The organism is Streptomyces violaceoruber, assembly GCF_033406955.1.
GTDB lineage: Bacteria > Actinomycetota > Actinomycetes > Streptomycetales > Streptomycetaceae > Streptomyces > Streptomyces violaceoruber.
On sequence record NZ_CP137734.1, the window covers coordinates 7,115,074 to 7,137,203 of the forward strand.

A 22,130-nucleotide genomic window follows, 5' to 3' on the forward strand; every position below is an offset into this window, starting at 1 on the left:
ACCTGGCGGGCCCCGACCGGCGGGGCTATGCTCCCCGCGATGACTACTCCTCCTGTCGGCAGATTGGGGGACCCGTCCGCGCAAGGTGAGTGCTGATGGCCACTCACCTCGTGAACGGGGACTCCGACTCCCGCCTTTCCTTCTGGCAGCGCGTGCGCGAGTTCGCCGTGCCGCCGTCCATGATCGAGACCGCGACCGCGCGCCGCCGTGCCGGGGACTGGGCGGGCGCGTGCGCCGCCGCGGCCGTCGACGTCGACCTCGACCTGCGCTCCGTGGCCCGCACCCACGGCCGCTCCCTCGCCTCCCGGCTCCGCACCGACCTGCGGCACCTCGCTCCCGACCTGCTGCGCTGGCACATGCCGAGGATCGCCCCGGACGGACTCCTGCGCCCGGGCCTCACGCTCACCCTGGCCCGGTACGCCACCGAGGGCCGCGACGGCGTACGGCCGGTGCATCTCGTCGTCCGTACCCCGCCCGCCCGGGCGGACGGCGGTCAGCGCGTCAGCCTGGCCCTGTGGGACGGCTCGGGCACGGACGCCGGTCCCGCCCGGCACCCGCATCCCCGGCCGAGCAGGCGCTTCCGGCTCGACCTGCACCGTCACCTGTGGGACGCGCGCCGAACCGATGAGCTGCGCGTGCGCTCGGGCGCCGACCTGCCGCCGTCCGCCGACGGCCCGCCCGGCACCGCGGGCCCGTGGGGAGCGGTGCCGCCGGAGCTGCGCCGCGCCGTGGGCCGGTGGGAGGCCGAGGCACGGATCCTGCTCCGGGCCGAGGACACCGGCGGCGCGACGGTCGTCGTACGGGTCGGGTCCGGACAGCGGCTCGCCCTGGAACTGGACGCGGACGAACCCCCCTCGGCCACGGTGCCGCGCATCGTCGCGGTGCCCACCGGCGGTGCCGTCTCCGCGCTGCCGGTGCTCCCCGACGCGTCCACCTGGGTACTGCCCGACCTGGAACTGGTGCGCGCCGGTGCGATCGAGACCCATCGGCTGCACCCGCTGGTCGCCTCCGCACTGGTACCGGGCCAGGTGCCGGGTGCCCGGCACCGGACACCGGACCCGGTCGCGGGGCCGCGGGTGGTGGACTGCCGGGGAGCCATGCACCGGATCGGCCTCGTCGACGGGGTGCTGGCGGCGCTGGACCACGATCCGGCCGAGATCCGGCGGGAGGAACTGCTCGCCGCGCTGACCGGCACGCCGCTGCCCTGCTTCCAGGTCATCGACGAGGCACACCGGCGTCCGGAGTGCCTCCCCGACATCCGCGAACGCCTCAACCACGGGGACACCGCCGGTGCCCTCGCCGCCGTCGAGGCCCTGCTGGGACCCGCTGCCCGCCTGCGCGACGGAGACCTGCGGGACGACCTGGCGGCCGCCGCGCTGCGGCGGGTCGCCCACGGACTGTTCCGCGCGGGCCTCGACGAGCCCGCTCCGGGACGCGTCGCCCCGGACCCGCACCGGCCCCGCGAGGGCCGCTCCCGCCCGCGCCACGCGACGTTCGACTGACCCCGGGGACCGCGGACGCCCTGGCCGCACCGGCCCCTCCGCGCCGAACCCCTCCCACGACCGACTGCCCTCGCTACCGACCCCCAGGTGATGACAAATGACGACATGTGCTCCCGCCGTTCCCGCCCAGCTCGACGTCGCCGGTGACCTGCTGGCGCTGCTGCGCGACACGACCACCGAACCCAGGCCCGACATCCAACTGGAGGCACTCACCCTGGCCGTGGCAGCCGACCTCCCCGTGCTGCTCTGGGGAGAGCCGGGGATCGGCAAGACCGCGGTCCTCACACAGCTCGCCACCGCCCTGGATCTCCCGCTCACCACCGTGATCGCCAGCGTGCACGAGCCGTCCGACTTCTCCGGGCTGCCCGTCGTCGGCGACGACCCCGCCGAACAGGGCGTTCCGATGGCCCCGCCGGACTGGGCCGTGCGCCTGGTGCGGGCCGGCCGGGGGCTGCTGTTCCTCGACGAGCTGTCCACCGCGCCGCCCGCCGTACAGGCGGCGCTGCTCCGGCTCGTCCTGGAACGCCGGATCGGCGCGCTCCGGCTGCCGCCCGGCGTCAGGATCGTGGCCGCCGCCAACCCGCGGTCCTCGGCTGCCGACGGCTGGGAGCTGAGCCCGCCCCTGGCCAACCGGTTCGTCCATCTCCAGTGGACCCACGACCAGGGCGTCGTCGTACGGGGCCTCGGCGGCACCTGGCCGCGGGCTGCCCTGCCGAGCCTCGACCCGGGCGGGCTGGACGGAGCGGTGCGTTACGCGCGCCGCGCGGTGTGCGCGTTCCTCACCGCCCGCCCCGGCCTCGTGCACCGGCTGCCCAGTGGTGAGACACGCCGGGGCGGTGCCTGGCCGTCGCCCCGGAGCTGGGAGATGACCCTGTGCCTGATCGCCTTCGCGACCGCGGCCCGCTCGTCCAGGGAAGTACTCTCCCTGCTGGTGCGGGGGACGGTGGGGGACGGTCCCGGCCTCGAACTGATGGCGAGCCTGGACCGGATGGACCTCCCGGACCCGGAGACCCTGCTCGCCGACCCGGCGGGTGCCGTACTGCCCGAACGGGGAGACCTCCGGCAGGCCGTGCTGGACGGGGTGGTGGCCGCCGTGCGCAAACGGCCGGAGAAGTCCCGGTGGGACTCGGCGTGGGCGCTGCTGGCCCGGGCGATGGAGACCGGCGCCCCGGACGTCGTGGTCGTGCCGGCGACGACCCTCGCCACGCTGCGGCAGCAGGACTGGGACATCCCTGCCTCGATCGAGCGGCTCGCCGGGGCCATGTCCCTCTCACGGCGCGCGGACCGCGCGGCCGACCGCGCGACGGCACGGCTCGCGGGTACCGCGAGGACGAGCGGATGAAGCGGATGAAGCCGATGAGATCAGCGAAGCCGCCGAAGCCGATGAAGCCGATGAAGCCGCCGAAGCCGATGAAGCCGCTGAACCCGACGAGGCAGATGAACCCGACGAAGCCGACGCCGAGCCCGGTGACGGCCGAGCCCGACCGGGTACGGGTCGACCTCGACAAGCTCTTCGCCGCCCGGTTGCAGGCCGCCCGGGCCCGGCCCTATCTGGCGACGGCGCTGTTCGCCCTGCACGTCGTCCCGTCGCGCAGGGTGCCGACGATGGCCGTCGACCGGTACTGGCGGTGCTACGTCTCGCCCGTCTTCGTGGACCGCACGCCCGTGGAGGAACTGGCCGGGGTCTGGGTGCACGAGGTCTCGCACCTCCTGCGCGACCACCACGGGCGCAGCGACCGGGTGGCCCGCGAGCGCGGGCTGACCGGCCCCTCGGAACGGCTGCGGATGAACATCGCCGCGGACTGCGAGATCAACGACGACGTGTTCGGCGACGGACTGGTCCGTCCGGAGGGCGTGGTCGATCCGGCGTTCCTGCAACTGCCCGAGGGGCAGCTCATGGAGGAGTACCTGAGTCTGTTCCGGCTCGGGCGGCTCACCGAGGGCCTGGCCTGGCTGGACTGCGGCAGCGGTGCCGACGGCCTCGACAGGGAGTGGGACCTCGGCCCGGACGGTGCGGACGGCCTCAGCGAGCAGGAACGGGACGCGGTGCGCTTCCGGGTGGCCCGCGGCATCAACGCCGCCCCGGGGAGCGCCCCGAAGGGCTGGCGGCGATGGGCGGAGAAGGTGTTCCATCCGCCGCAGCCCTGGCGTCAGCTGCTGGGAGCGGCGGTCCGTTCGGCGACCTCCTCGGGCGGCGCGGGCGAGGACTACACGTACGGCCGGCCGTCGCGCCGCTCGGCCGGAACACCCGCAGTGGTGCTGCCCAGCCTGCGGCGCAGACCGCCCCGGGTCGCCGTGGTCGTCGACACCTCCGGATCGGTCAGCGACGCCGAACTGGGCAGCGCCCTCCTGGAGGTCGCGGCGATCGCCCGTGCCGTCGGCGGCCGACGCGACCTGGTCAGCGTGGTGCCCTGCGACGCGGCGGCCCGCCTCGCGCACTCGCTGTGCCGGGAGGAGGGGATCGAGCTGGTGGGCGGCGGCGGCACGGACCTGCGCACCGGCTTCGCCAAGGCACTCGGGGCACGCCCCGCGCCGGACGCCGTCGTGGTGCTGACCGACGGGCAGACGCCCTGGCCGGACACGCGGCCGGCGTGCCGGACGGTGGTGGGCCTGTTCCCCCGGGAGCGGACCGGCGGCTCCTGGAACGAGGACGACCCCGAGTACGTCCCCGACGCACCACCCGACTGGGCCCGCGTGGTGGTCATCCAGTCGGGTCCGGACGCCGGCCGGTGAGCCCCGGCGCGCTCAGCCCAGCCGCGGGATCTCGATCGCCGGGCACCGGTCCATCACCATGGCAAGGCCCGCGTCCCGGGTCCGCCCGTACGCCGCCTCGTCGACCACACCGAGCTGGAACCAGACCGCCCGGGCGCCCTTGGCGACCGCCTCGTCGGCGACCGCTCCGGCCAGGTCGCTGTTGACGAAGACGTCGACGACGTCCACGTCGAACGGGATCTCCGCGAGCGACGCGTATCCCTGCTCCCCGTGCACCGACTCCGCCTTGGGGTGTACGGGGACGACGCGCTTGCCGAAGCGCTGCAGCACCTCGGCCACGCCGTACGCCGCGCGCTGCCGGTTGTTCGACAGGCCGACCACGGCCCAGGTGTCGCCCAGCTCGGTGAGGATCTTGCGGACGGTTGCCTCGTCGCCGTACACCGGCGGCCTCCTCGTGCTCCCGGGCGGCCCGCGGGTCGGGCCACCCGTTCGGCACAACGGACGGCGACGTGCCGGGATTCCCCCACGGCCGGAGGGGTGCGGCGAGCGCGCCCCTGTGCGCCACCGCGTCGCCGCGCCTACGCTCGCCTCGTGCTGCGCATCATCGACGCCCGGACCGGAGAACCCGCCCCCGCCGCCCCCGCCCGACGGGCGCCGACCCGTGTCGAGGCGCACGTGCCGGGGCATGACGCCACCGCGCTGCGCGTGCTGCTGGTCGCGGACCTCCTGGTGCGCGTCCTGGAACTCGACAGCACGCCCGCGTGGGCCGTGCTGACCGGCGCGGCGGAGCGGGACGGGCCGCGCAAGGATGCCGCCGCCCTCGGCGTCCGGCCCTTCGACGACGGTACGGCCGGCCCCGGGCCCGGACCGGGCAGCGGGCAGAGCGTCCGCGTCGTGAGCGCAGGAGAGGATGCGGGCGAGGGCGAGGGCGGGGACGCACCGGGCGTGGCCACGGTCGCCGTCGCCTCCGTCCACCCGGCCGTTCCCGACCTCGCCGATCCCGACGCCGTGCGCCTCGCCCTGCTGGAACGGCACCACCACGCGCCCGTGGAGCTCGACGCGACCGCGCTGGACGAGGCCCGCGCCACCCTCGCGGGGCTGCGCGGGGCGGTCGCCGACTGGGCCCGGCAGCCCTCGCGGCCGGTCCCGGGAGAGCTGCGCGACCGGCTGCGGGCGGCCTGGGAGGACGACCTGGACGCCCCCGGCGTACTGCGCGTCCTGCGCCGGGTGGCGACCGACCCGGACCTTCCGGACGGAGCCCGGTTCGAGACCTTCGCGTACGCCGACCGGTTCCTCGGCCTCCACCTCACCCGCGACGTCGGGTCCCCGCCGTGACCGGGGGCGCCGCCCTGGGCCCGGCCGACGCCCCCGGGGAGCGCGGCACGGCGAGCGCATAGGCTGGCCGGATGCAGGACGAGTACCGCACGGTCGCCCGCGCGGGTGTGCACGAAACCGAGATCAACCGCTCGCGCTTCCTGTGCTCCCTCGCCCCGGCCGCCACCGAACAGGACGCCCAGGCGTTCGTCGCGGGCGTGCGCAAGGAGCACGCGGACGCCACCCACAACTGCTGGGCGTACGTCATCGGCGCCGACGCCGGGGTCCAGAAGGCGAGCGACGACGGCGAGCCGGGCGGCACCGCGGGCGTCCCGATGCTCCAGATGCTGCTGCGCCGCGACATGCGGTACGTCGTCGCCGTCGTCACCCGCTACTACGGCGGCGTCAAGCTCGGCGCGGGCGGCCTCATCCGCGCCTACGGCGGCGCGGTCGGCGAAGCCCTGGACGACCTCGGCACCCTCACCCGGCGCCGGTTCCGCCTGGTCACCGTGACCGTCGACCACCACCGGGCCGGCAAGCTCCAGAACGACCTGCGCACCGCGGGCCGCGCGGTGCGCGACGTGCGGTACGCCGAGGCCGTCACCATCGAGGTCGGTCTGCCGGAGGCCGACGTGGACACCTTCCGCTCCTGGCTCGCCGACGCCACTGCCGGATCGGCCGGGTTCGAACTGGGCGGAGAGGCCTACGGCGACGCCTGACGAGACGGAGCGAGCAGCCCGGCCGGTCCGTTGGGGGTCTGTCGGCGGACGGCGCCGGCGACGGGTTCGCGGCCCCGGGTGACTTCGAGGATCCGGCGGCGGATCCGTCGGGTGCGGACGAGTTCGGCGAGGTTGGCTGCCGCGTCGTCACGGGTGATGTCGGTGTGGACCAGGGGGGGGAGGGCTGATGGACCTCGGCGGGCAGACGCGCGACGGCGAACTGCGGCTGGAGCCCACCGCTCCCGACCGCCGGCGACCACAAGGGCCAGTGGTGAAGCAGGGGCCGGCAGGCGCTAGCGTGGTGGGGCCGGCCCGGGGCCCCCGTGCCGGGCTTGTGCCGGTTTCCGGTGTTACTCAGAGAAATATGCTGGTCAGGGCCCATTCATGAGATTGCTGCACACGTCCGACTGGCACCTCGGCCGGGCGTTCCACCGGGTGAACATGCTCGGCGCCCAGGCAGGGTTCGTCGGCCACCTCGTCGAGACCGTGCACGAGCACTCCGTCGACGCCGTGGTCGTGTCGGGAGACGTGTACGACCGCGCGGTGCCGCCGCTCGCCGCCGTCGAGCTGTTCGACGACGCCCTGCACCGCCTCGCCGGGCTCGGCGTGCCGACCGTGATGATCTCCGGCAACCACGACTCGGCCCGACGCCTCGGGGTCGGCGCCGGGCTCATCGACCGCGCCGGCATCCACCTGCGCACCGACCCGGCGGGCTGCGGCACCCCGGTGGTGCTGGGCGACGCCCACGGGGACGTGGCCTTCTACGGGCTGCCGTATCTCGAACCGGCGCTGGTCAAGACCGAGTTCGGCGTGGAGAAGGCGGGGCACGAGGCCGTGCTCGCCGCCGCCATGGACCGGGTGCGCGCCGACCTCGCCACGCGCGCGGCGGGCACCCGGTCCGTCGTCCTCGCGCACGCCTTCGTCACCGGCGGTGAGCAGAGCGACAGCGAGCGGGACATCACCGTCGGCGGGGTCGCCGCCGTGCCCGCCGGTGTCTTCGACGGCGTGGACTACGTCGCGCTGGGGCATCTGCACGGCTGCCAGACCCTCACCGAGCGCGTCCGCTACTCCGGCTCCCCACTGCCGTACTCCTTCTCGGAGCACCGGCACCGCAAGAGCATGTGGCTCGTCGATCTGGGCGCCGACGGGTCGGTCACGGCCGAGCGGATCGACTGCCCGGTGCCGCGCGCGCTGGCCCGGCTGCGCGGCACGCTGGCGGACCTGCTCGCCGACCCGGAGCTGACCCCGCACGAGGACGCGTGGGTCGAGGCGACCCTCACCGACCCGGTCCGCCCCGACGAGCCCATGGCCCGGCTCACCGAGCGCTTCCCGCACACGCTCAGCCTCGTCTTCGACCCCGAGCGCGCCCCCGACGAGCCCGGGGTGTCCTACGCCCGGCGCCTCGCCGACCGCAGCGACCAGCAGATCGCGGAGGACTTCGTGACCCACGTGCGCGGCGCCGGGCCCGACGACCACGAGCAGGCCGTGCTCCGGGACGCCTTCGACGCGGTACGCGCGGACGAGACCGTGCGGGAGGTGGCCCGGTGAGGCTGCACCGGCTGGACATCACCGCCTTCGGGCCCTTCGGCGCCTCGCAGAGCGTCGACTTCGACGACCTCTCGGCCGCCGGACTGTTCCTGCTGCACGGCCCCACCGGCGCCGGCAAGACCTCCGTCCTCGACGCCGTCTGCTACGCCCTGTACGGCTCGGTGCCGGGCGCCCGGCAGGGCGGCACCGGCCAGGGCATGACGCTGCGCAGCGACCACGCGGCCGTCGGCACCCGCACCGAGGTGCGGCTGGAACTGACCGTCGCGGGACGGCGGTTGGAGGTCACCCGGCAGCCGCCCTGGGAGCGCCCGAAGCTCCGCGGCAAGGGCACGACCGTCGACAAGGCCCAGACCTGGCTGCGCGAGTACGACGCCACGACCCGCGCCTGGAAAAACCTCAGCCGCTCCCACCAGGAGATCGGCGAGGAGATCACGCAGCTGCTCGGGATGAGCCGCGAGCAGTTCTGCCAGGTCGTGCTGCTCCCGCAGGGCGACTTCGCCCGCTTCCTGCGCGCCGACGCCGAAGCACGCGGCAAGCTGCTCGGCCGGCTCTTCGACACCCGCCGGTTCGCCGAGGTCGAGAAGCGCCTCGCCGAACGACGCCGCACCACCGAGGCCCGGGTTCGCGAGGGGGACGCCGCGCTGCTGGCCGACGCGCACCGGATGCAGCAGGCCGCCGGTGACGCCATGGCGCTGCCGGAACTGGCGCCGGGCGAGCCGGGGCTGGCCGAGGCGGTGCTCGAAGCCGCCGCCGTCGCCCGCGGCACCGCCCGCGAGCTGCTGACGGTCGCTGACTGCCGGCTCACCGCCGCCGAGTCCGCCCAGGCCGCAGCCGAACGCCGCCTGGCCGACGCCCGAGAACTCGACCGGCTCCAGCGCCGGTTCGCCCAGGCGCGGGAGCGCGCCGCACGGCTGGCGGAGCGGGCCGACGCCCACCGCGCCGCCGAGGAGCGCATGGAGCGGGCCCGCAAGGCCGAGGCGGTGGCCCCCGCCCTGGAGCTGCGGGACGCCGCCGACAGCGAGCACCGCCGGGCGGCGGCCGCGGAGGCAAGCGCGCGTGCCCTGCTGCCGCCGGGCCTCGCCGACGCCGGTGCCGCCGGGCTCGCCGCCGCCGCCCGTCGGGCCGCCGAGGAACTGGGCGGCCTCGAGTCGGCCCGCCGTGCCGAACGGCGCCTCGCCGAACTGGTCGAGGAGCGGGCCGGCCTCGACCGCCAGGAACGCGCCGACGACGAGGTCCGGCAGGACGCGGAGACCTGGCTCGCCGACTGGGAGACCACCCGCGCCGGACTCCAGAGCCGCGTCGACACCGCGCAGGAAGCCGCCGCCCGCGCCGAACAGCTCGCCCTGCAGCGCGAACCGGCGCGGCGCAGACTCGACGCCGCCCGGCTGCGCGACCGGCTCACCGACGACACCGAAGAGGCACGGCGGCGGGCGCTCGCCGCGGCGGAGGACGCCGTCGAGGCCCGCGCCCACTGGCTCGACCTCAAGGAACAGCGGCTGCACGGCATCGCCGCCGAACTCGCCGCGAACCTCACCGACGGCGCGCCCTGCGCGGTGTGCGGCGCCACCGAACACCCCGCCCCCGCGCGCAAGACCGCCGGGCACGTCGACCGCGACGCCGAGGAGCGCGCCCTGGCCGGCCACCAGGCCGCCGACGAACGGCGCGCGAAGGCCGAACGGCACCTGGGCACCGTACGGGAGGCGCTCGCCGCCGCCACGGCGGAAGCCGGTGACGCGGCCACCGACCGGCTGGCCGAAGAGGCCGAGGAACTGGAGGGGACGTACGCGCGGGCGCGGGCGGCCGCTTCCACACTGCACGCGGCGCAGGAGGAGCTGCGGCGGGCCGAGGGCGAACGCGAGCAGCGTGTCGCCGCCCAGCAGCAGGCCGTCGTGCGGTCCGCCTCGCGGGTCGCGGGCCGGGACCGGCTGGAACGTGAACAGGACTCCCTGGAGGAGGAGTTGGCGCGGGCACGGGACGGCGCCGAGAGCGTGACGGCGCGGGCGGCGCAACTGGAACGACAGGCGGCGCTGCTCACCCGGGCCGCGGAGACCGCCCGCGTCGCCGAGGACACCGCCCAGCGGCTCAAGGACGCCGACGCCCGGCTCGCCGACGCAGCCTTCCGCGCCCGTTTCGACACCCCCGCCGACGCGGCCGCCGCCCTGCTCGACGACACCGCCCACCGCGAGCTGCAACGACGGCTCGACGCCTGGCAGTCGGAGGACGCCGCGGTCCGTGCAGTCCTCGGCGAGGCCGACACCGCCGAGGCGGCCCGGCGACCGCCCGCCGACCTCGCCGCGGCGGAGCGGGCCGCCGCCGACGCGGGCCGCCGGCTGCGCGAGGCCGCCTCGGCCCGTGACGCCGCCGCCCGGTGCTGCGCCGAGCTGGACCGGCTGTCCGCGCACGCCACCACCTCCGTGCGCCGGCTCGCCCCGCTGCGCGAGGAGCACACCCGGGTCGCCCGCCTCGCCTCGCTCGCCGCGGGCACCTCGGCGGACAACGAACGCCGGATGCGCCTGGAGTCGTACGTACTGGCCGCCCGCCTCGAACAGGTCGCCGCCGCGGCCACCGCCCGCCTGCTGCGCATGTCCTCCGGCCGCTACACCCTGGTCCACTCCGACGGCCGCACCGGCCGCGGCCGCAGCGGCCTCGGCCTGCACGTCGTCGACGCCTGGACCGGCCGCGAGCGCGACACGGCCACCCTGTCCGGCGGCGAGACGTTCTTCGCCTCGCTCGCCCTCGCGCTCGGCCTCGCCGACGTCGTCACCGACGAAGCGGGCGGCGTCCGACTGGACACCCTCTTCATCGACGAGGGCTTCGGCAGCCTCGACGACCAGACCCTCGACGAGGTCCTCGACGTCCTGGACGCCCTGCGCGAGCGGGACCGCAGCGTCGGCATCGTCAGCCACGTCGCCGACCTGCGCCGCCGCGTCCACGCTCAACTCGAGGTCGTGAAGGGGCGGTCGGGATCGGTACTGCGGCAGCGGGGCGCCGGCTGAGCAAGGCCGTCCCGGTGGTGTCCCCGGCGGCCCTCAGCGGCCCAGCGGGCGGCGGGGGAGCGGTGAGGAGTAGACGACGCTCGTGGTGACCGACCCGAGGGCGCTGATCCGGCCGGACACCTCCTCCAGGTGCCGCATGGAACGGGCCGCGACCTTGATGACGAAGCAGTCGTCGCCCGTGACGTGGTGCGCCTCCAGGATCTCCGGCGTGACCGCGACCAGGTCGTGGAACGGCTTGTAGTTGGCGACCGGATAGCGCAGCCGCACGAACGCCAGGATCGGCAGGCCGAGCCGCTCCGGATCGACGACCGCCGCGTACCCCTGGATGATCCCGGCCTCCTCCAGCCGCCGCACGCGCTCCGTCACCGCGCTCGCGGACATCGAGACGGCACGGGCCAGTTCGGCGAAGCTGGCCCGCCCGTCCCGCTGGAGCGCTTCGAGGATGCGCCAGTCGGTGGCGTCCGGGGAATACTCGGTCATCCGGCAGAAGTAGCACGGATTCCCTGGTCGGACAAGGAGCAGGCCGGGGAAACGCCCTTCATGCGGCAAGACATGGTGCATAGATTTCTGGCTGGTAGATCCACCGAGGAGAGGCCCCACCATGAGCGTCACCACCGCCGTCGCCGGGCACGTCAACCCCGTCCTGCGCGTGTCCCCCGCGCCGCCCGCCGAGGCCGCAGCGTACTTCCGGGCGAGCCTCGCCTTCCACACCGACGTCTCCGACGTCGCCGACGCCCTCGCGGCCGGCGGTGACCCGGGGTTCGTGCTCGTCGACTGCCGCTCCACGGCGTCCTGGGACCAGGGCCACGTGCCGGGCGCCGTCCACCTGCCCACCGCGCTCGTCCCCGAGCGGGCCGGGGAACTCCTCGACCCCGCCGTGCCGGTCGTGACGTACTGCTGGGGCCCCGCCTGCAACGGTGCGACGCGCGCCGCCCTCGCCCTCGCCGAACTCGGGTACCCCGTCAAGGAGATGCTCGGCGGGTTCGAGTACTGGGTGCGCGAGGGCTTCGGGTTCGACACGTGGCAGGGCGCCGAGCGACGTGCCGCCGACCCCCTGACCGTTCCGGTGGACGCGGCCGACTGCGGTTGCTGATCGGCGTGTAGGTTCTGCCGCATGGTGCGATACGCGGAGCCGGGCGCGGTGGAGTGGGTCGAGTCGGGCGGAGGGCCGCTGATCGCGGTACCCGAGACGGTCCTGCCGTTCTGGACCGGCGCCGACGGCGAGGAGACGGACTCCGACTACGACCGGGCCTGCGAGGTCGACGGCCAGGTCGGACTGCTCCCGGTCGGCGACTCCACCGCCCTCGTGCTCGGCGACGAACCCGCCTCCACCGCCTACCTCCCCGACCACGGCGCCTTCGTCCGCTGGTGCGCCGCCGACTCCGAGGACGAGGTGCTGGCGAGGGTTCCCGCCGCCCTCGACGCCGCCGAATGGCAGCCCGAGGTGTCCTGGCACGTATCCGGCCCCGTGCTCCTGTTCGACGCCGCCTGGCCCGGCAGCGCATCCGACCGCGCTCCCGACCGGGTGCGGGTCGCCCTGGAACCCGGCCGGTACGCGGTGCGCGCGGCCGAGGTGCGCCCGGGTCCCGAGACCTGGCTGAGCCTCGTACACCTGCGGCGGCTCGCCGACCGGTAGTCGCGGCGACAGGGGCGTGCCCGCGGCGACTCCGGCGATATGGCGTGCCGTGCGGTGAGCCCGGCGACATCGGTGTGCGGGGCGTGACCCCGGCGGCATCGGTGTGCGGGGCGTGACCCCGGCGGCATCGGTGTGCGGGGCGGCCGTGGCACGCCCGTCTTGGGTGCCCGTGCCACGACTTCCCCACCCCGCCCCCGAAGACCTGCGCCGCGACCCGCTGCCCCTGCCCGGCCGCACCGCCCTCGTCACGGGAGCCGGCCGACGCGGCCGCATCGGCCACGCCGTGGCCCGGCGGACGCTGGGGCATGCCCGCCGACCCCGCCCGCCTCGTCCCGTGGCTCGCCACGGACGAGGCCACAGGGGCTCCCCGGCTCGGACGCAGTGGAGAGCTGGGGAGGGGCACCGGTCAGGTCGTCGACCCGGAGGGCGGGTTCAGGCGGTGAGGTGAGCGGCGGGGCGCGCGGGAGTCACAGCCGGGACAGCTCGTCGACCAGGTCGTCCAGGCCCAGCGAACCCTGGGAGAGCGCCGCCATGTGCCAGGCCTTCGGGTCGAACGCGTCGCCGTGCCGCTCGCGGGCCTTCTCCCGGCCGAGCAGCCACGCCCGCTCACCGAGCTTGTAGCCGATCGCCTGGCCCGGAATCGTCAGGTACCGGGTCAGCTCACTCTCCACGAAGTCCGCCGGGCGGCTGCTGTGCGCGCCGAAGAACTCCTGCGCCAGCTTCGGCGTCCAGCGCTCACCCGGGTGGAACGGCGAGTCCGCCGGGATCTCCAGCTCCAGGTGCATGCCGATGTCCACGATGACCCGGGCGGCCCGCATCATCTGGGCGTCCAGGTAGCCGAGGCGCTGCTCCTCGTCCGTGAGGTAACCCAGCTCGTCCATCAGCCGCTCCGCGTACAGCGCCCAGCCCTCGGCGTTGGCGCTGACCATGCCGACCGAAGCCTGGTAGCGGGAGAGGTCCTCCGCCACGTGCGTCCACTGGGCGAGCTGGAGGTGGTGGCCGGGCACGCCCTCGTGGTACCAGGTCGACACCAGGTCGTACACGGGGAAGCGGGTCTGGCCCATCGTCGGCAGCCAGGTGCGGCCGGGGCGGGAGAAGTCCTCCGAGGGGGACGTGTAGTAGGGCGCGGCCGCGCTGCCGGGCGGCGCGATGCGCGACTCCACCCGCCGGACCCGCTCGGCGAGTTCGAAGTGCGTGCCGTCCAGCTGCTCGATCGCCTGGTCCATCAGGCCCTGCAGCCAGTCGCGGACCTCGTCGACGCCCTCGATGTGCTTGCCGTGCTCGTCCAGGTGGGCCAGCGCCACCCACGGAGTCTCGGCGCCCGGCAGGATCTTCTCGGCCTCCGCCTTCATCTCGGCCAGCAGGCGGTGGTACTCGGCCCAGCCGTACGCGTACGCCTCGTCCAGGTCCAGGTCGGTGCCGTTGTAGTACCGCGACCAGCGGGCGTAGCGCTCCCGGCCCACCGTGTTCGGGGCGCCCTCGACGGCCGGGGCGTACACGTCGCGCATCCAGTCCCGCAGCTCGACCACGGCCGCGGTCGCACCCCGGGCGGCCTCGTCCAGCTCCGCGCGCAGCGCCTCGGGGCCGTCGGCGGCGAAGTCCTCGAACCAGCCGCGGCCTTCACCCGTGTCCGCCCACTCACCGAGCTGCTCGACGAAGGTGGCCGTCGGCCGCGGCGCCGCGTACAGCTTGCGCTCCAGACCCAGCGACAGGGACGCGCGGTAGCCCGCGAACGCCGCCGGGACCGCCCGCAGGCGCTCCGCGATCCGGGCCCAGTCCTCGTCGGTGCCGGTCGGGGTGAGGGTGAAGACCTCGCGCACCGAGTGGGCGGCGGTGCCCATGTTGCCGACCGACCGCAGGCCCTCGTCGGCCTCGTGCACCGCGATCTCGGCGGTGAGGCGCTCACGCAGCAGCCGGGCGCAGCGCCGCTCCACGTCGCTGTCACCGCCCGGCCGGCGCTCCGCCTCGTCCAGCCGGGCGAGGGTGGTGCGGGCCAGCTCCGCGAGGGCCTCCTGCCCGGCGGGCGAGAAGTCGGGCAGACGGCTGGAACTCTCCGCGACACCGAGATACGTACCGGTGACCGGGTCGAGGGCGATGAGCTCGTCGACGTACGCGTCGGCGACCTCGCGGGGCAGCGGGCTCTTGGTCTCTGACATGCGGACATCCTCATACGGATACCGGTGCCGCGTCAGCCCGGTGGACCGGGCCCGATCGCGCGGGCGGCCGGATTTCGCTCAGGGCGTGTCCGCGGGCACGGCCGGCGGCAGCAGGGGGCCGCACTCCCACTGCTGGAAGATCAGCCGGGTCTCGACGCGGGCCACTTCGCGCCGGGAGGTGAATCCGTCCAGGACCAGCCGTTGCAGGTCCGCCATGTCCGCCACCGCGACATGCACGAGGTAGTCGTCCGGGCCGGTGAGGTGGAAGACGGTGCGCGACTCCGGCAGCGCCCGGATCCGCTCCACGAACGGTCCCACCAGCTCCCGCCGGTGCGGGCGCACCTGCACCAGCAGCAGTGCCTGGAGACCGCGCCCCAGCTTCGCCGGGTCCAGCTCGAGCCGGTGGCCGAGGATCACCCCGGCCCGCCGCAGCCGTGTCACCCGGTCAAGACACGTCGACGGGGCGACGCCGACCTGGGCGGCGAGATCGCGGTAGGTGGTCCGGGCGTCGTTCTGCAGCAGCCGCAGCAGATGGAGATCCACCGGATCCAGTACGACGGAATCGGCCATGGCCCGAACGTAGCACGGAGTACGGCCCCGTCGTCCCGGCCGGTGTTCACCCTTCGGCCATGGACTCAGCGCGCACGCACACGTCACCACCCGACGACGTACGCTTCACCGCACCCGCGGGCAGGGCACTGGCCACCGAAGCCGTGCACGCCGGCCGCGACGACCTCGCCGCCCAGGGACTGCACGCCCCGCCCATCGACCTGTCCACGACCTACCCGTCGTACGACAGCCGCGGCGAGGCCGCCCGCATCGACGCGTTCGCCGCGACCGGTGCCGAGCCGGACGGGCCGCCCGTCTACGGCCGCCTCGGCAACCCGACCGTCGCCCGCTTCGAGACGGCACTGGCCCGGCTGGAGGGCACGGAGGCCGCAGTCGCCTTCGCCAGCGGCATGGCCGCGCTGAGTGCCGTCCTGCTGGTCCGCGGCTCGATGGGGCTCCGTCACGTCGTCGCCGTACGGCCCCTGTACGGCTGCAGTGACCACCTGCTGACCGCCGGGCTGCTCGGGTCCGAGGTCACCTGGACCGACCCGGCGGGCGTCGCGGACGCGCTGCGCCCGGACACCGGACTGGTGCTCGTGGAGTCGCCGGCCAACCCGACGCTGGCCGAGGTCGACCTGCGGGCCGTCGCCCACGCCTGCGGGTCGGTGCCGCTGCTCGTGGACAACACCTTCGCCACGCCCGTGCTCCAGCGCCCCGCCGAGCACGGGGCCCGGCTGGTGCTGCACAGCGCCACCAAGTACCTGGGCGGGCACGGGGACGTACTGGCGGGCGTGGTCGCCTGCGACGAGGAGTTCGCCGGGCGGCTGCGGCAGGTCCGCTTCGCCACGGGCGGAGTGCTGCACCCGCTGGCCGGCTACCTCCTGCTGCGTGGGCTGTCCACCCTGCCCGTGCGGGTACGGGCCGCCTCCGCCAACGCCGCCGACCTGGCCGGGCGGCTGGCCGCCGACCCGCGGGTGGCCCGCGTCCACTACCCGCGCATCGGCGGTGCGATGGTCTCCTTCGAGGTCCACGGCGACCCGCACGCGGTCATCGCCGGTGTCCGGCTGATCACCCCGGCCGTGAGCCTCGGCAGCGTCGACACGCTCATCCAGCACCCGGCGTCGATCAGCCACCGCATCGTGGACGCGGACGACCGGCGGGGGGCCGGGGTCGGCGACCGGCTGCTGCGGCTGTCGGTCGGCCTGGAGGACGTCGACGACCTGTGGGCCGACCTGGACCGGGCCCTGGGGGAGCGGGCGGCCGGGGCCGTCTCGCCGCGGGAGGCGCTGTCGCGGGCCGACTGACCGCGCCACCGCGCCTGCCGCCCGTCACTCCCGGCCGATCCGCTCCGCCTGCGGCAGCCGTGCCGCGGCTTGGGCGGCCGGGTCCAGGCGGGCCGTGACGACCAGGGTCCCCTCCTCGATCTGGTAGTCGAGGGGGAGGCCCAGGCCACGCATCGCGGCGACCATGCCGGTGTTCGACGCCTGCGTGATCGCGTACACGCTCTCGCAGCCCGCGTCGGCCGCCATCGCCACGAGCCGGGCCAGGAGTTCGCCGCCGATGCCGCGGCGCTGCCACCCGTCCTCGACGAGCAGCGCGACCTCCGTCTCGTCCCCGTCCCACAACAGGTGGCCGAGTCCCACGAGCCGCCCCGAGGCGGTCTGCACGGCGAGGGTGCGGCCGAAACGGGGGCTGAGCAGGTGGTTGAGGTACCGGTCGGCATCCCCGACCGGACCGTGGTACCGCATCCCCAGCGTCCGCGCCGAGCAGCGCTCGTGCATCGCCTTCGCGGCCGGAACGTCACGTGTGTCGGCCCGGCGGACGGTGATGTCGCTGCCCTCGGGCAGCGTCAGCACGTCCCGGCCGCGCGGGACCCGCGGACCGAGCCGGGCGTCCAGCTCGACCAGCGCCCGCGCCCGCGCGAACTCGGCCGGCGTGAACGGCAGATGGGGCCGCTCGACGCTGATCACCCCGCCCTCGGGGGCGCGCAGCCGCAGCACGGTGTCCTCCAGCGCGCCCTCCGGCGGTACCGCGGCCGCCGCTCGTGCCCCCGCCCCGTCGTCCGCGGGCGCCGGGAGGGACCTGATGGTGCAGCGGCCCAGCAACTGGCGCAGTGCCAACGGGAGTTCCGCCGCGTCCAGGGCGGTGCGGGCGGCCAGGCCCAGCACCCGGGTGGGCGCGTCGACCAGGTCGTGGGCGTCCGCCCGCTCGGTCCAGGTCCGGGCACCGCCCGCCGTCGTCACCACCTCGGCCAGCTCGGCGGCGCTCAGCTCGCCCGGGGCACGGAGCAGGAACTCGTCCACCGTGCCCTCGGTCAGCGGGTGCGTCTGCAGGCTCAGGATGTCGATCCGCCGGTCGGCGAGGGCCGCGCAGAGCACTGCCAGCGACCCCGGCGCGTCCCGCACCGTCGTGCGCATCCGCCACAGCGCGCTCTCACCGCCGGGCCCGGACCCGCCCGGCTCGCTCCCGGCCGATCCGCTCCCGGCCGGTCCGGTCCCGGCCGGCCGCTCGGCGGTCGGCGGCCGGGCGCCGGTATCGTCGGCCGGTGGCGCCTGCCCGTGGCGTCGTGACCACCGGGTGTGGAAACCCGCCGTGGCGATCAGTGCCGCCAGCGAGGCCAGCACCAGGGCGGGCACCGTGGGGCCGTGGTCGACCAGGCGCACCACGGCATCCGTCACATCAGACATGTCTCGACTCATGCACCCACTGTGAAGGAATGGTGTTGCGTGATCACGAACGCTCTGTGACCGATGGGTAAAGAAGGCTTCTGGGGAGTTCTTGCCTTTCGGGCCGATATGGGAGTCAGGCGGCCGCGGGTGCCGCCGCCAGCGCCTCCCGCAGCCGCCGCGCCTGTGTCACCAGCCGTGACGTACCGCGGCGGTCCGCCACCCCCGACAGGTGCGGCAGAGAGCCCCGTTCGCCCGTCCGTTCGGCGCACTCGGCCGCCACGGCCAGCAGTTCACCGAGCCCACGGGCCGAGGACGTCGTGGCGCCACCGGTGGAGAGGTCGGCGAGCAGCACGGGGAGCACCTGGCGCAGGACCGCCCACACCGTGGCGTTCGCCCCCGTCGCCGCGGCGGTGCGCACCGCGTCCGCGAGCCGCGCCGGCTTCACCGCGCCGCGCCGGACCAACTGGCCGAGATCCGCGCCCAGCCGGCCGGCTTCGAGCCGACCGCGCGCCGCCAGTACGAGCAGGGCGTCCACCGCTGCGAGCCGGTCCTCGGCGTGCCGCGCACCCAGCCCGTAGGCCACGGACAGATGCACGGCCTCGCCGGCCTCGCCGTCCGCGTCGGCGAGGTGGGGCAGCACCGAGGCGGCGGTGCCCTGCTGGTCGTGCACGGCCGCCTCGGACACGTCCCGCAGCAGCCGTGCGGCCACCAGCTCCGGTCGCTCGGGCAGCAGGGCGAACCAGTGCGGGCGCATCGCGCCGCTCCAGTGACTGCAGTACCAGTGGTCCGAGTCCGGGTTCACCGGACGCCCCAGCAGCCGCAGGGCGGCGGGGAACTCCTCCGCCCGGAGGTCGGGCACCTCACCGAGTTCCACCAGGATCCGGGTGTCCGCCGTCCGCCGGGTGACGGAAGGGGCGGCCCGCTCGGTGAGCAGCCGGCGCGCGAGCCGCTCCCCCTCCTCGGTCCCCAGCGCCGCCGCGCGTTCAGCCGCCGCGAGCGCCGCCGGGCGGTTGTCCCGCCGCACCCGCAGCAGCGCCTGACCGAAGTCGACCGCCGCGACCCGGGCGCCCGCGCGGCGGTAGGCGTCCAGGCGGTCCACCAGCTCGCCGGGTTCGAGCAGACCCGTGCCCCAGGTGGGGGTGGCCAGCAGGAACGGCTGGGGGTCGGTACGCAGCCGGTGGGCCACCTCCCACACGCGGGCCTCGAAGGGGCGGGCCAGGGAGTTGTGCGCGCAGCCGGAGTTCGTCAACCCGTCGTGGACCACGCGGTGCAAGGTGTCCGTCCGGACCTTCCCGTACAAGGTCGCCAGGAGCAGGTCGAAGGCGCGCGCGTCGTCGAACAGTTCGTGGCGGCGGGCGAAGAAGTCGTCGGACCGGTGGCCGTGCCGCCGCTCCCCCTCGGCCCACCAGCGGCGGGCGACCACCGGTTCCAGGGCCTCCAGCAGGGCGTCCCGGTCCAGGTGCGCGTGCCGGACCAGGCCGTCCAGGGCGCGCTCGAACACGGCCACGTCACTTCCGGAGGCCAGCAACGCGCTGATCTCCTCGGCGACTTCGACGGCCGCCGCGGGAGCGGGGGCCAGGCGCACCGGCTGCGGCGGAGGAGGCAGTACCTCCTCGTGGGCCACGGGCACCGAGTCCGGCGGTGTCGCTCCCAGGGTGCGCACCGCCCGGGCGCGCAGGGCGGGAATCAACTGCTCGGCCGCCCCGGCCAGCTCCTCCCGGACTTCCGCGGCGGTGACCTTGCCGACGTGGCGCTCGACCAGCTTCAGCGCCCGCTCCTGCGCGTCGGAGTCCTCGTGCCCGAACGCCCGGGCGGCGGCCGGCAGCAACTCACCGGCCGCGGACCGGTTCTTGGTGAGTACCTTGCCGAGCAGCACGAGCTGGGCCCGCACGAGCTTCTTCTCGGTGCGGAACAGCACCGCCTCGGTCACTTGCGCCAACCGCCGCGGGGACAACTCGCCTGCCAGGGCCAGGGCGCCCAGCACCGACTGGGCGTGGGAGGCCACCGTCGGCATCGCGTCCGAGGCGAGCGCCGTCCAGTCGGCCGCCCGCCGGCGCTCCTCCTCGCGGGTGAGGGCCAGGTCCTTCAGCAGGCGCAGGAACACCCGTAGCTCGGCCGGTGCGCCTCCGCGCAGCAGCCGTGCCACGCACGCGTCGACCACGGACCGTCGGTCGAGCACGCCCTCGCCGGTCAGCCGCGCCAGGGCGCTGGTCCAGCTCTCGGGCCCGTCGCCGGACAGCCATCCGAGCTGCGTGCCGACGCCTTCGGTGCGGAAGAGGGCGGCGACCAGCTCCGCGAGGTGCGGGTCCCGGCGCAGGCGGTCGCAGACCGTGCCACCGCGCTGCCAGTCGCCGCCGACGTGGGTGAGCCAGCCCTGGACGTACGCCTCCGTCGTCGGCACCGGGCAGCCGGACAACCGCACCAGGCCGGCCATCAGCTCGTACGACACGTTGGAGGCGGCCGGTCGCTGGGCGAGGCGGTGCGCCACGTCGGCCAGCCACCCGCGATCGCGGTCGCCCAGCACATGCAGCAGGACCGCCGGAGACGCCTGCGACCAGCGCATGTCGACGGCCGCGAGCCAGTTCGCCACGGCCGCGGCGCCGGTCTGGCACGCCGCCCCGGCCGCGTGCAGCGCCGGGTGGGCCCGGCGGGAGTCCGCGGACCAGCGGGCCGTCCTCAGCTCCTGTCGGACCGCCTTCAACTCGGGGAAAGCGGCGCGCCGCTGCGCGTCGGTCATGCCGTCGAGCAGCGCCACGACCTCGGCCGTCCGACCCGCTCGCACCGCCGTCACCAGCAGCCCCGTCGTGTCCGCAGTCGCAGTCGCAGTCGCAGCCGGAGTCACCACCGCACTCGCCACCGTCGTCGTCATCGCGCACCCCCGTCGATCCGAACCGCACCCTGCGACTCGCCGGAACCCCGCCGCACCATCCGCACCGCCAGCGCGTGTTTGCACGGACCGCGCCCGCCCCGGTACTTGGCCCACCACAGGCAACTGCACGAGAGCACCCCCGCCTCCTCGCGCACCCGGTGCACATGACCGTCCTCGGCCGTGACCGTCCCGATCGGACCGTCCAGGACGACCCCGCCCGCCGCCACCAGGGCGCGGGCCGAACGCAGCCGGGGATTGTGCCGCTCCACGCGCTCCGCGTCGTACGGCAGCTCCCGGTGGAAGTAGGCCGCCTCGGCGGTGTCGTACCCGACGCGCCCCGAGGTGCCGAGGCGGACCAGCGCCGCACGCACCCGCTCGGCGGTCAGGCCCGAGGCGGCGGCCAGGTCGGCGATGTCGATCCGGGGCTCCCAGGCGAGGAGCACCGAGATCAGCTCGGCGTCCGCGGCCGCCTCGTCGGTGGCGAGCGCGTCGAGGACACCGCCCTCACCGGAGAACCCGCGGGCGGCGTCGGGGGACAGGGTGAGGGTGAGCCGCATACCCGGCAGGAGCACCTCCCAGGCGGAGGCCGTGGCGGCGGCCCCCGAGGCGACCGCCGGTCCGTAGACCCGCAGGGCCGTGGCGTGCCGCAGTACGCGCTGCAGCGCGACCAGCCGCTCGGGACCGGGCAGGCACACCGCGCCGGGCACCGCACGCGTCGTCGGCCGCAGTGAACGCCCGGCGGGCACCACCCACCGGAGGCCGGTCGCCGCGCTCCTGCCGCCGCGGGGCAGCGCGCGCAGGAAACGCACCGCCTCGGCCGCGTCCAGTTCGGCCCGCAGGTCGAAGCCGGCCGCTATGACCTGGGCCTCGGCGAAACCGCGCAGCCACCGGTCCGGCAGCGGCACCTTCTTCTCCACGACCGGACCGTCCAGCGTGGTCACCGCCAATTCCTCGGGACCCACCCGCAGGTGCAGCGGGTCGTCGGCGCCGATCCGGGACAGGGCCTCGCGCAAGGGGTTGTTGACGTCGACGTTCGTAGTGCCGTGTCCGACCTCGCCGCCGTCGAGGCCCGCCTCCAGCACGTCCAGGCGGGCGTAGACCCCGCCGCAGCCGGAGAAGGACTCGAAGCGGAGCCGGTCGCCGCTGCCCGTCACCACCGGGTCGAGCGAGGCCCGCAGCTGCGGCTGGTAGTACCGCGCGGCGGCCACGTCGGCCACCGCGAGCAGCGCCGTGGACGCCTTCTGAGGGGCCGTCAGGAAGCCCGCGAAGAACCGCGGATGGTCCACGGCGCCGGCGGGTGTCGCACCCCGGGAGGTCTCCAGCCCCAGGTGCTGTCCGCCCGCCGCGGACTCCAGCACGGAGGGTCGTCGATAGGCCACGGCCTGCAAAGATCGCGTCATGGAAAAACCGTAGAGGCGACCACTGACAATCGTTTTGACCTGCGGAAACAACTACGTCGG

General features: G+C 75.3%; 18 protein-coding genes and 1 pseudogene. 12 read left to right on the forward strand and 7 right to left on the reverse strand.

Going from position 1 to position 22,130, the window contains the following annotated elements; all coding sequences use genetic code 11:
• Window positions 1-95: 95 nt before the first annotated feature.
• The 3 genes from R2E43_RS31920 (at window position 96) to R2E43_RS31930 (ending at window position 4,235) form a co-directional block, all read left to right on the forward strand.
• Window positions 96-1,502 (forward strand): hypothetical protein, encoded by a 1,407-nt coding sequence (locus R2E43_RS31920; protein ID WP_332056781.1) that lies wholly within the window; start codon window positions 96-98, stop codon window positions 1,500-1,502.
• A gap of 97 nt (window positions 1,503-1,599) precedes the next feature.
• Window positions 1,600-2,844, forward strand: a complete 1,245-nt coding sequence (locus tag R2E43_RS31925; protein ID WP_332056782.1) for an AAA family ATPase — start codon at window positions 1,600-1,602, stop codon at window positions 2,842-2,844.
• Window positions 2,845-2,939: 95 nt separating this feature from the next.
• Window positions 2,940-4,235, forward strand: a complete 1,296-nt coding sequence (locus R2E43_RS31930) for a vWA domain-containing protein (RefSeq protein WP_319215122.1) — start codon at window positions 2,940-2,942, stop codon at window positions 4,233-4,235.
• Between the two features lie 12 nt (window positions 4,236-4,247).
• On the opposite strand, the gene R2E43_RS31935 is transcribed toward R2E43_RS31930, so the two are convergent.
• Window positions 4,248-4,655 carry a CoA-binding protein gene (locus R2E43_RS31935; RefSeq protein WP_003977526.1) on the reverse strand — a complete coding sequence of 136 codons (408 nt, stop codon included), beginning with the start codon at window positions 4,653-4,655 and terminating at the stop codon, window positions 4,248-4,250.
• 150 nt (window positions 4,656-4,805) lie between these two features.
• Between R2E43_RS31935 and R2E43_RS31940 the strand changes: the two genes are divergently transcribed.
• From R2E43_RS31940 to R2E43_RS31955, 4 genes are all read left to right on the forward strand, one after another.
• Window positions 4,806-5,549 (forward strand): cysteine--tRNA ligase, encoded by a 744-nt coding sequence (locus R2E43_RS31940; protein ID WP_173668706.1) that lies wholly within the window; start codon window positions 4,806-4,808, stop codon window positions 5,547-5,549.
• Window positions 5,550-5,620: 71 nt separating this feature from the next.
• Window positions 5,621-6,247 (forward strand): YigZ family protein, encoded by a 627-nt coding sequence (locus R2E43_RS31945; protein ID WP_093455709.1) that lies wholly within the window; start codon window positions 5,621-5,623, stop codon window positions 6,245-6,247.
• Between the two features lie 384 nt (window positions 6,248-6,631).
• Entirely contained in the window at window positions 6,632-7,795 is a 1,164-nt protein-coding gene (locus R2E43_RS31950) for an exonuclease SbcCD subunit D (protein WP_332056783.1), read from the forward strand.
• Window positions 7,792-10,791: an AAA family ATPase gene (locus R2E43_RS31955; RefSeq protein ID WP_332056784.1), complete on the forward strand. Its 3,000-nt coding sequence runs from the start codon at window positions 7,792-7,794 to the stop codon at window positions 10,789-10,791. Before R2E43_RS31950 ends, R2E43_RS31955 begins: the two co-directional genes overlap by 4 nt.
• 33 nt (window positions 10,792-10,824) lie before the next feature.
• On the opposite strand, the gene R2E43_RS31960 is transcribed toward R2E43_RS31955, so the two are convergent.
• Window positions 10,825-11,271, reverse strand: coding sequence for an Lrp/AsnC family transcriptional regulator (locus R2E43_RS31960; RefSeq protein ID WP_003977532.1), 447 nt, complete (start codon window positions 11,269-11,271; stop codon window positions 10,825-10,827).
• 121 nt (window positions 11,272-11,392) lie between these two features.
• Here R2E43_RS31960 and R2E43_RS31965 point away from each other — a divergent pair, with 121 nt between their 5' ends.
• From R2E43_RS31965 to R2E43_RS31980, 4 genes and pseudogenes are all read left to right on the forward strand, one after another.
• The gene (locus R2E43_RS31965; protein ID WP_332056785.1) at window positions 11,393-11,884 is read left to right on the forward strand and encodes a rhodanese-like domain-containing protein; all 492 of its coding nucleotides are present in this window, start codon (window positions 11,393-11,395) and stop codon (window positions 11,882-11,884) included.
• 21 nt (window positions 11,885-11,905) lie between these two features.
• Entirely contained in the window at window positions 11,906-12,427 is a 522-nt protein-coding gene (locus R2E43_RS31970) for an immunity 21 family protein (RefSeq protein ID WP_003977534.1), read from the forward strand.
• A gap of 169 nt (window positions 12,428-12,596) precedes the next feature.
• Window positions 12,597-12,722, forward strand: a pseudogene (locus tag R2E43_RS31975) (SDR family oxidoreductase); the annotation flags it as partial.
• Window positions 12,723-12,732: 10 nt separating this feature from the next.
• On the forward strand, window positions 12,733-12,870 hold the full coding sequence (locus tag R2E43_RS31980; protein WP_332057153.1) for a hypothetical protein: 138 nt from the start codon (window positions 12,733-12,735) through the stop codon (window positions 12,868-12,870).
• 24 nt (window positions 12,871-12,894) lie between these two features.
• Here the strand turns inward: R2E43_RS31980 and R2E43_RS31985 are convergent, their stop codons facing one another.
• Complete coding sequence (locus R2E43_RS31985) at window positions 12,895-14,583, reverse strand: DUF885 domain-containing protein (RefSeq protein WP_332056786.1); 1,689 nt, start codon at window positions 14,581-14,583, stop codon at window positions 12,895-12,897.
• Window positions 14,584-14,661: 78 nt separating this feature from the next.
• Window positions 14,662-15,153, reverse strand: coding sequence for an Lrp/AsnC family transcriptional regulator (locus R2E43_RS31990; RefSeq protein WP_003977536.1), 492 nt, complete (start codon window positions 15,151-15,153; stop codon window positions 14,662-14,664).
• 59 nt (window positions 15,154-15,212) lie between these two features.
• Between R2E43_RS31990 and R2E43_RS31995 the strand changes: the two genes are divergently transcribed.
• Window positions 15,213-16,436 (forward strand): trans-sulfuration enzyme family protein, encoded by a 1,224-nt coding sequence (locus R2E43_RS31995; RefSeq protein WP_003977537.1) that lies wholly within the window; start codon window positions 15,213-15,215, stop codon window positions 16,434-16,436.
• A 24-nt stretch (window positions 16,437-16,460) separates the two neighbouring features.
• Here R2E43_RS31995 and R2E43_RS32000 read toward each other — a convergent pair whose 3' ends face one another.
• The 3 genes from R2E43_RS32000 to R2E43_RS32010 all read right to left on the reverse strand — a co-directional run bounded on the left by R2E43_RS32000 (window position 16,461) and on the right by R2E43_RS32010 (window position 22,070).
• Window positions 16,461-17,819 (reverse strand): GNAT family N-acetyltransferase, encoded by a 1,359-nt coding sequence (locus R2E43_RS32000; protein ID WP_189282890.1) that lies wholly within the window; start codon window positions 17,817-17,819, stop codon window positions 16,461-16,463.
• A gap of 115 nt (window positions 17,820-17,934) precedes the next feature.
• Window positions 17,935-20,670 carry a DUF7824 domain-containing protein gene (locus tag R2E43_RS32005; protein WP_189282889.1) on the reverse strand — a complete coding sequence of 912 codons (2,736 nt, stop codon included), beginning with the start codon at window positions 20,668-20,670 and terminating at the stop codon, window positions 17,935-17,937.
• On the reverse strand, window positions 20,667-22,070 hold the full coding sequence (locus R2E43_RS32010) for an SWIM zinc finger family protein (RefSeq protein WP_011027699.1): 1,404 nt from the start codon (window positions 22,068-22,070) through the stop codon (window positions 20,667-20,669). Before R2E43_RS32010 ends, R2E43_RS32005 begins: the two co-directional genes overlap by 4 nt.
• Between the last annotated feature and the right edge of the window lie 60 nt (window positions 22,071-22,130).

Coding starts and splice junctions, on each gene's coding strand:
- R2E43_RS31920 (WP_332056781.1), top strand. CDS start 96: ATGGCCACTCACCTCGTGAACGGGGACTCCGACTCCCGCCTTTCCTTC.
- R2E43_RS31990 (WP_003977536.1), bottom strand. CDS start 15,153: ATGGCCGATTCCGTCGTACTGGATCCGGTGGATCTCCATCTGCTGCGG.
- R2E43_RS31930 (WP_319215122.1), top strand. CDS start 2,940: ATGAACCCGACGAAGCCGACGCCGAGCCCGGTGACGGCCGAGCCCGAC.
- R2E43_RS31965 (WP_332056785.1), top strand. CDS start 11,393: ATGAGCGTCACCACCGCCGTCGCCGGGCACGTCAACCCCGTCCTGCGC.
- R2E43_RS32005 (WP_189282889.1), bottom strand. CDS start 20,670: ATGACGACGACGGTGGCGAGTGCGGTGGTGACTCCGGCTGCGACTGCG.
- R2E43_RS31995 (WP_003977537.1), top strand. CDS start 15,213: ATGGACTCAGCGCGCACGCACACGTCACCACCCGACGACGTACGCTTC.
- R2E43_RS31925 (WP_332056782.1), top strand. CDS start 1,600: ATGACGACATGTGCTCCCGCCGTTCCCGCCCAGCTCGACGTCGCCGGT.
- R2E43_RS31980 (WP_332057153.1), top strand. CDS start 12,733: ATGCCCGCCGACCCCGCCCGCCTCGTCCCGTGGCTCGCCACGGACGAG.
- R2E43_RS31970 (WP_003977534.1), top strand. CDS start 11,906: ATGGTGCGATACGCGGAGCCGGGCGCGGTGGAGTGGGTCGAGTCGGGC.
- R2E43_RS31960 (WP_003977532.1), bottom strand. CDS start 11,271: ATGACCGAGTATTCCCCGGACGCCACCGACTGGCGCATCCTCGAAGCG.
- R2E43_RS31950 (WP_332056783.1), top strand. CDS start 6,632: ATGAGATTGCTGCACACGTCCGACTGGCACCTCGGCCGGGCGTTCCAC.
- R2E43_RS32010 (WP_011027699.1), bottom strand. CDS start 22,070: ATGACGCGATCTTTGCAGGCCGTGGCCTATCGACGACCCTCCGTGCTG.
- R2E43_RS31945 (WP_093455709.1), top strand. CDS start 5,621: ATGCAGGACGAGTACCGCACGGTCGCCCGCGCGGGTGTGCACGAAACC.
- R2E43_RS32000 (WP_189282890.1), bottom strand. CDS start 17,819: ATGTCTGATGTGACGGATGCCGTGGTGCGCCTGGTCGACCACGGCCCC.
- R2E43_RS31985 (WP_332056786.1), bottom strand. CDS start 14,583: ATGTCAGAGACCAAGAGCCCGCTGCCCCGCGAGGTCGCCGACGCGTAC.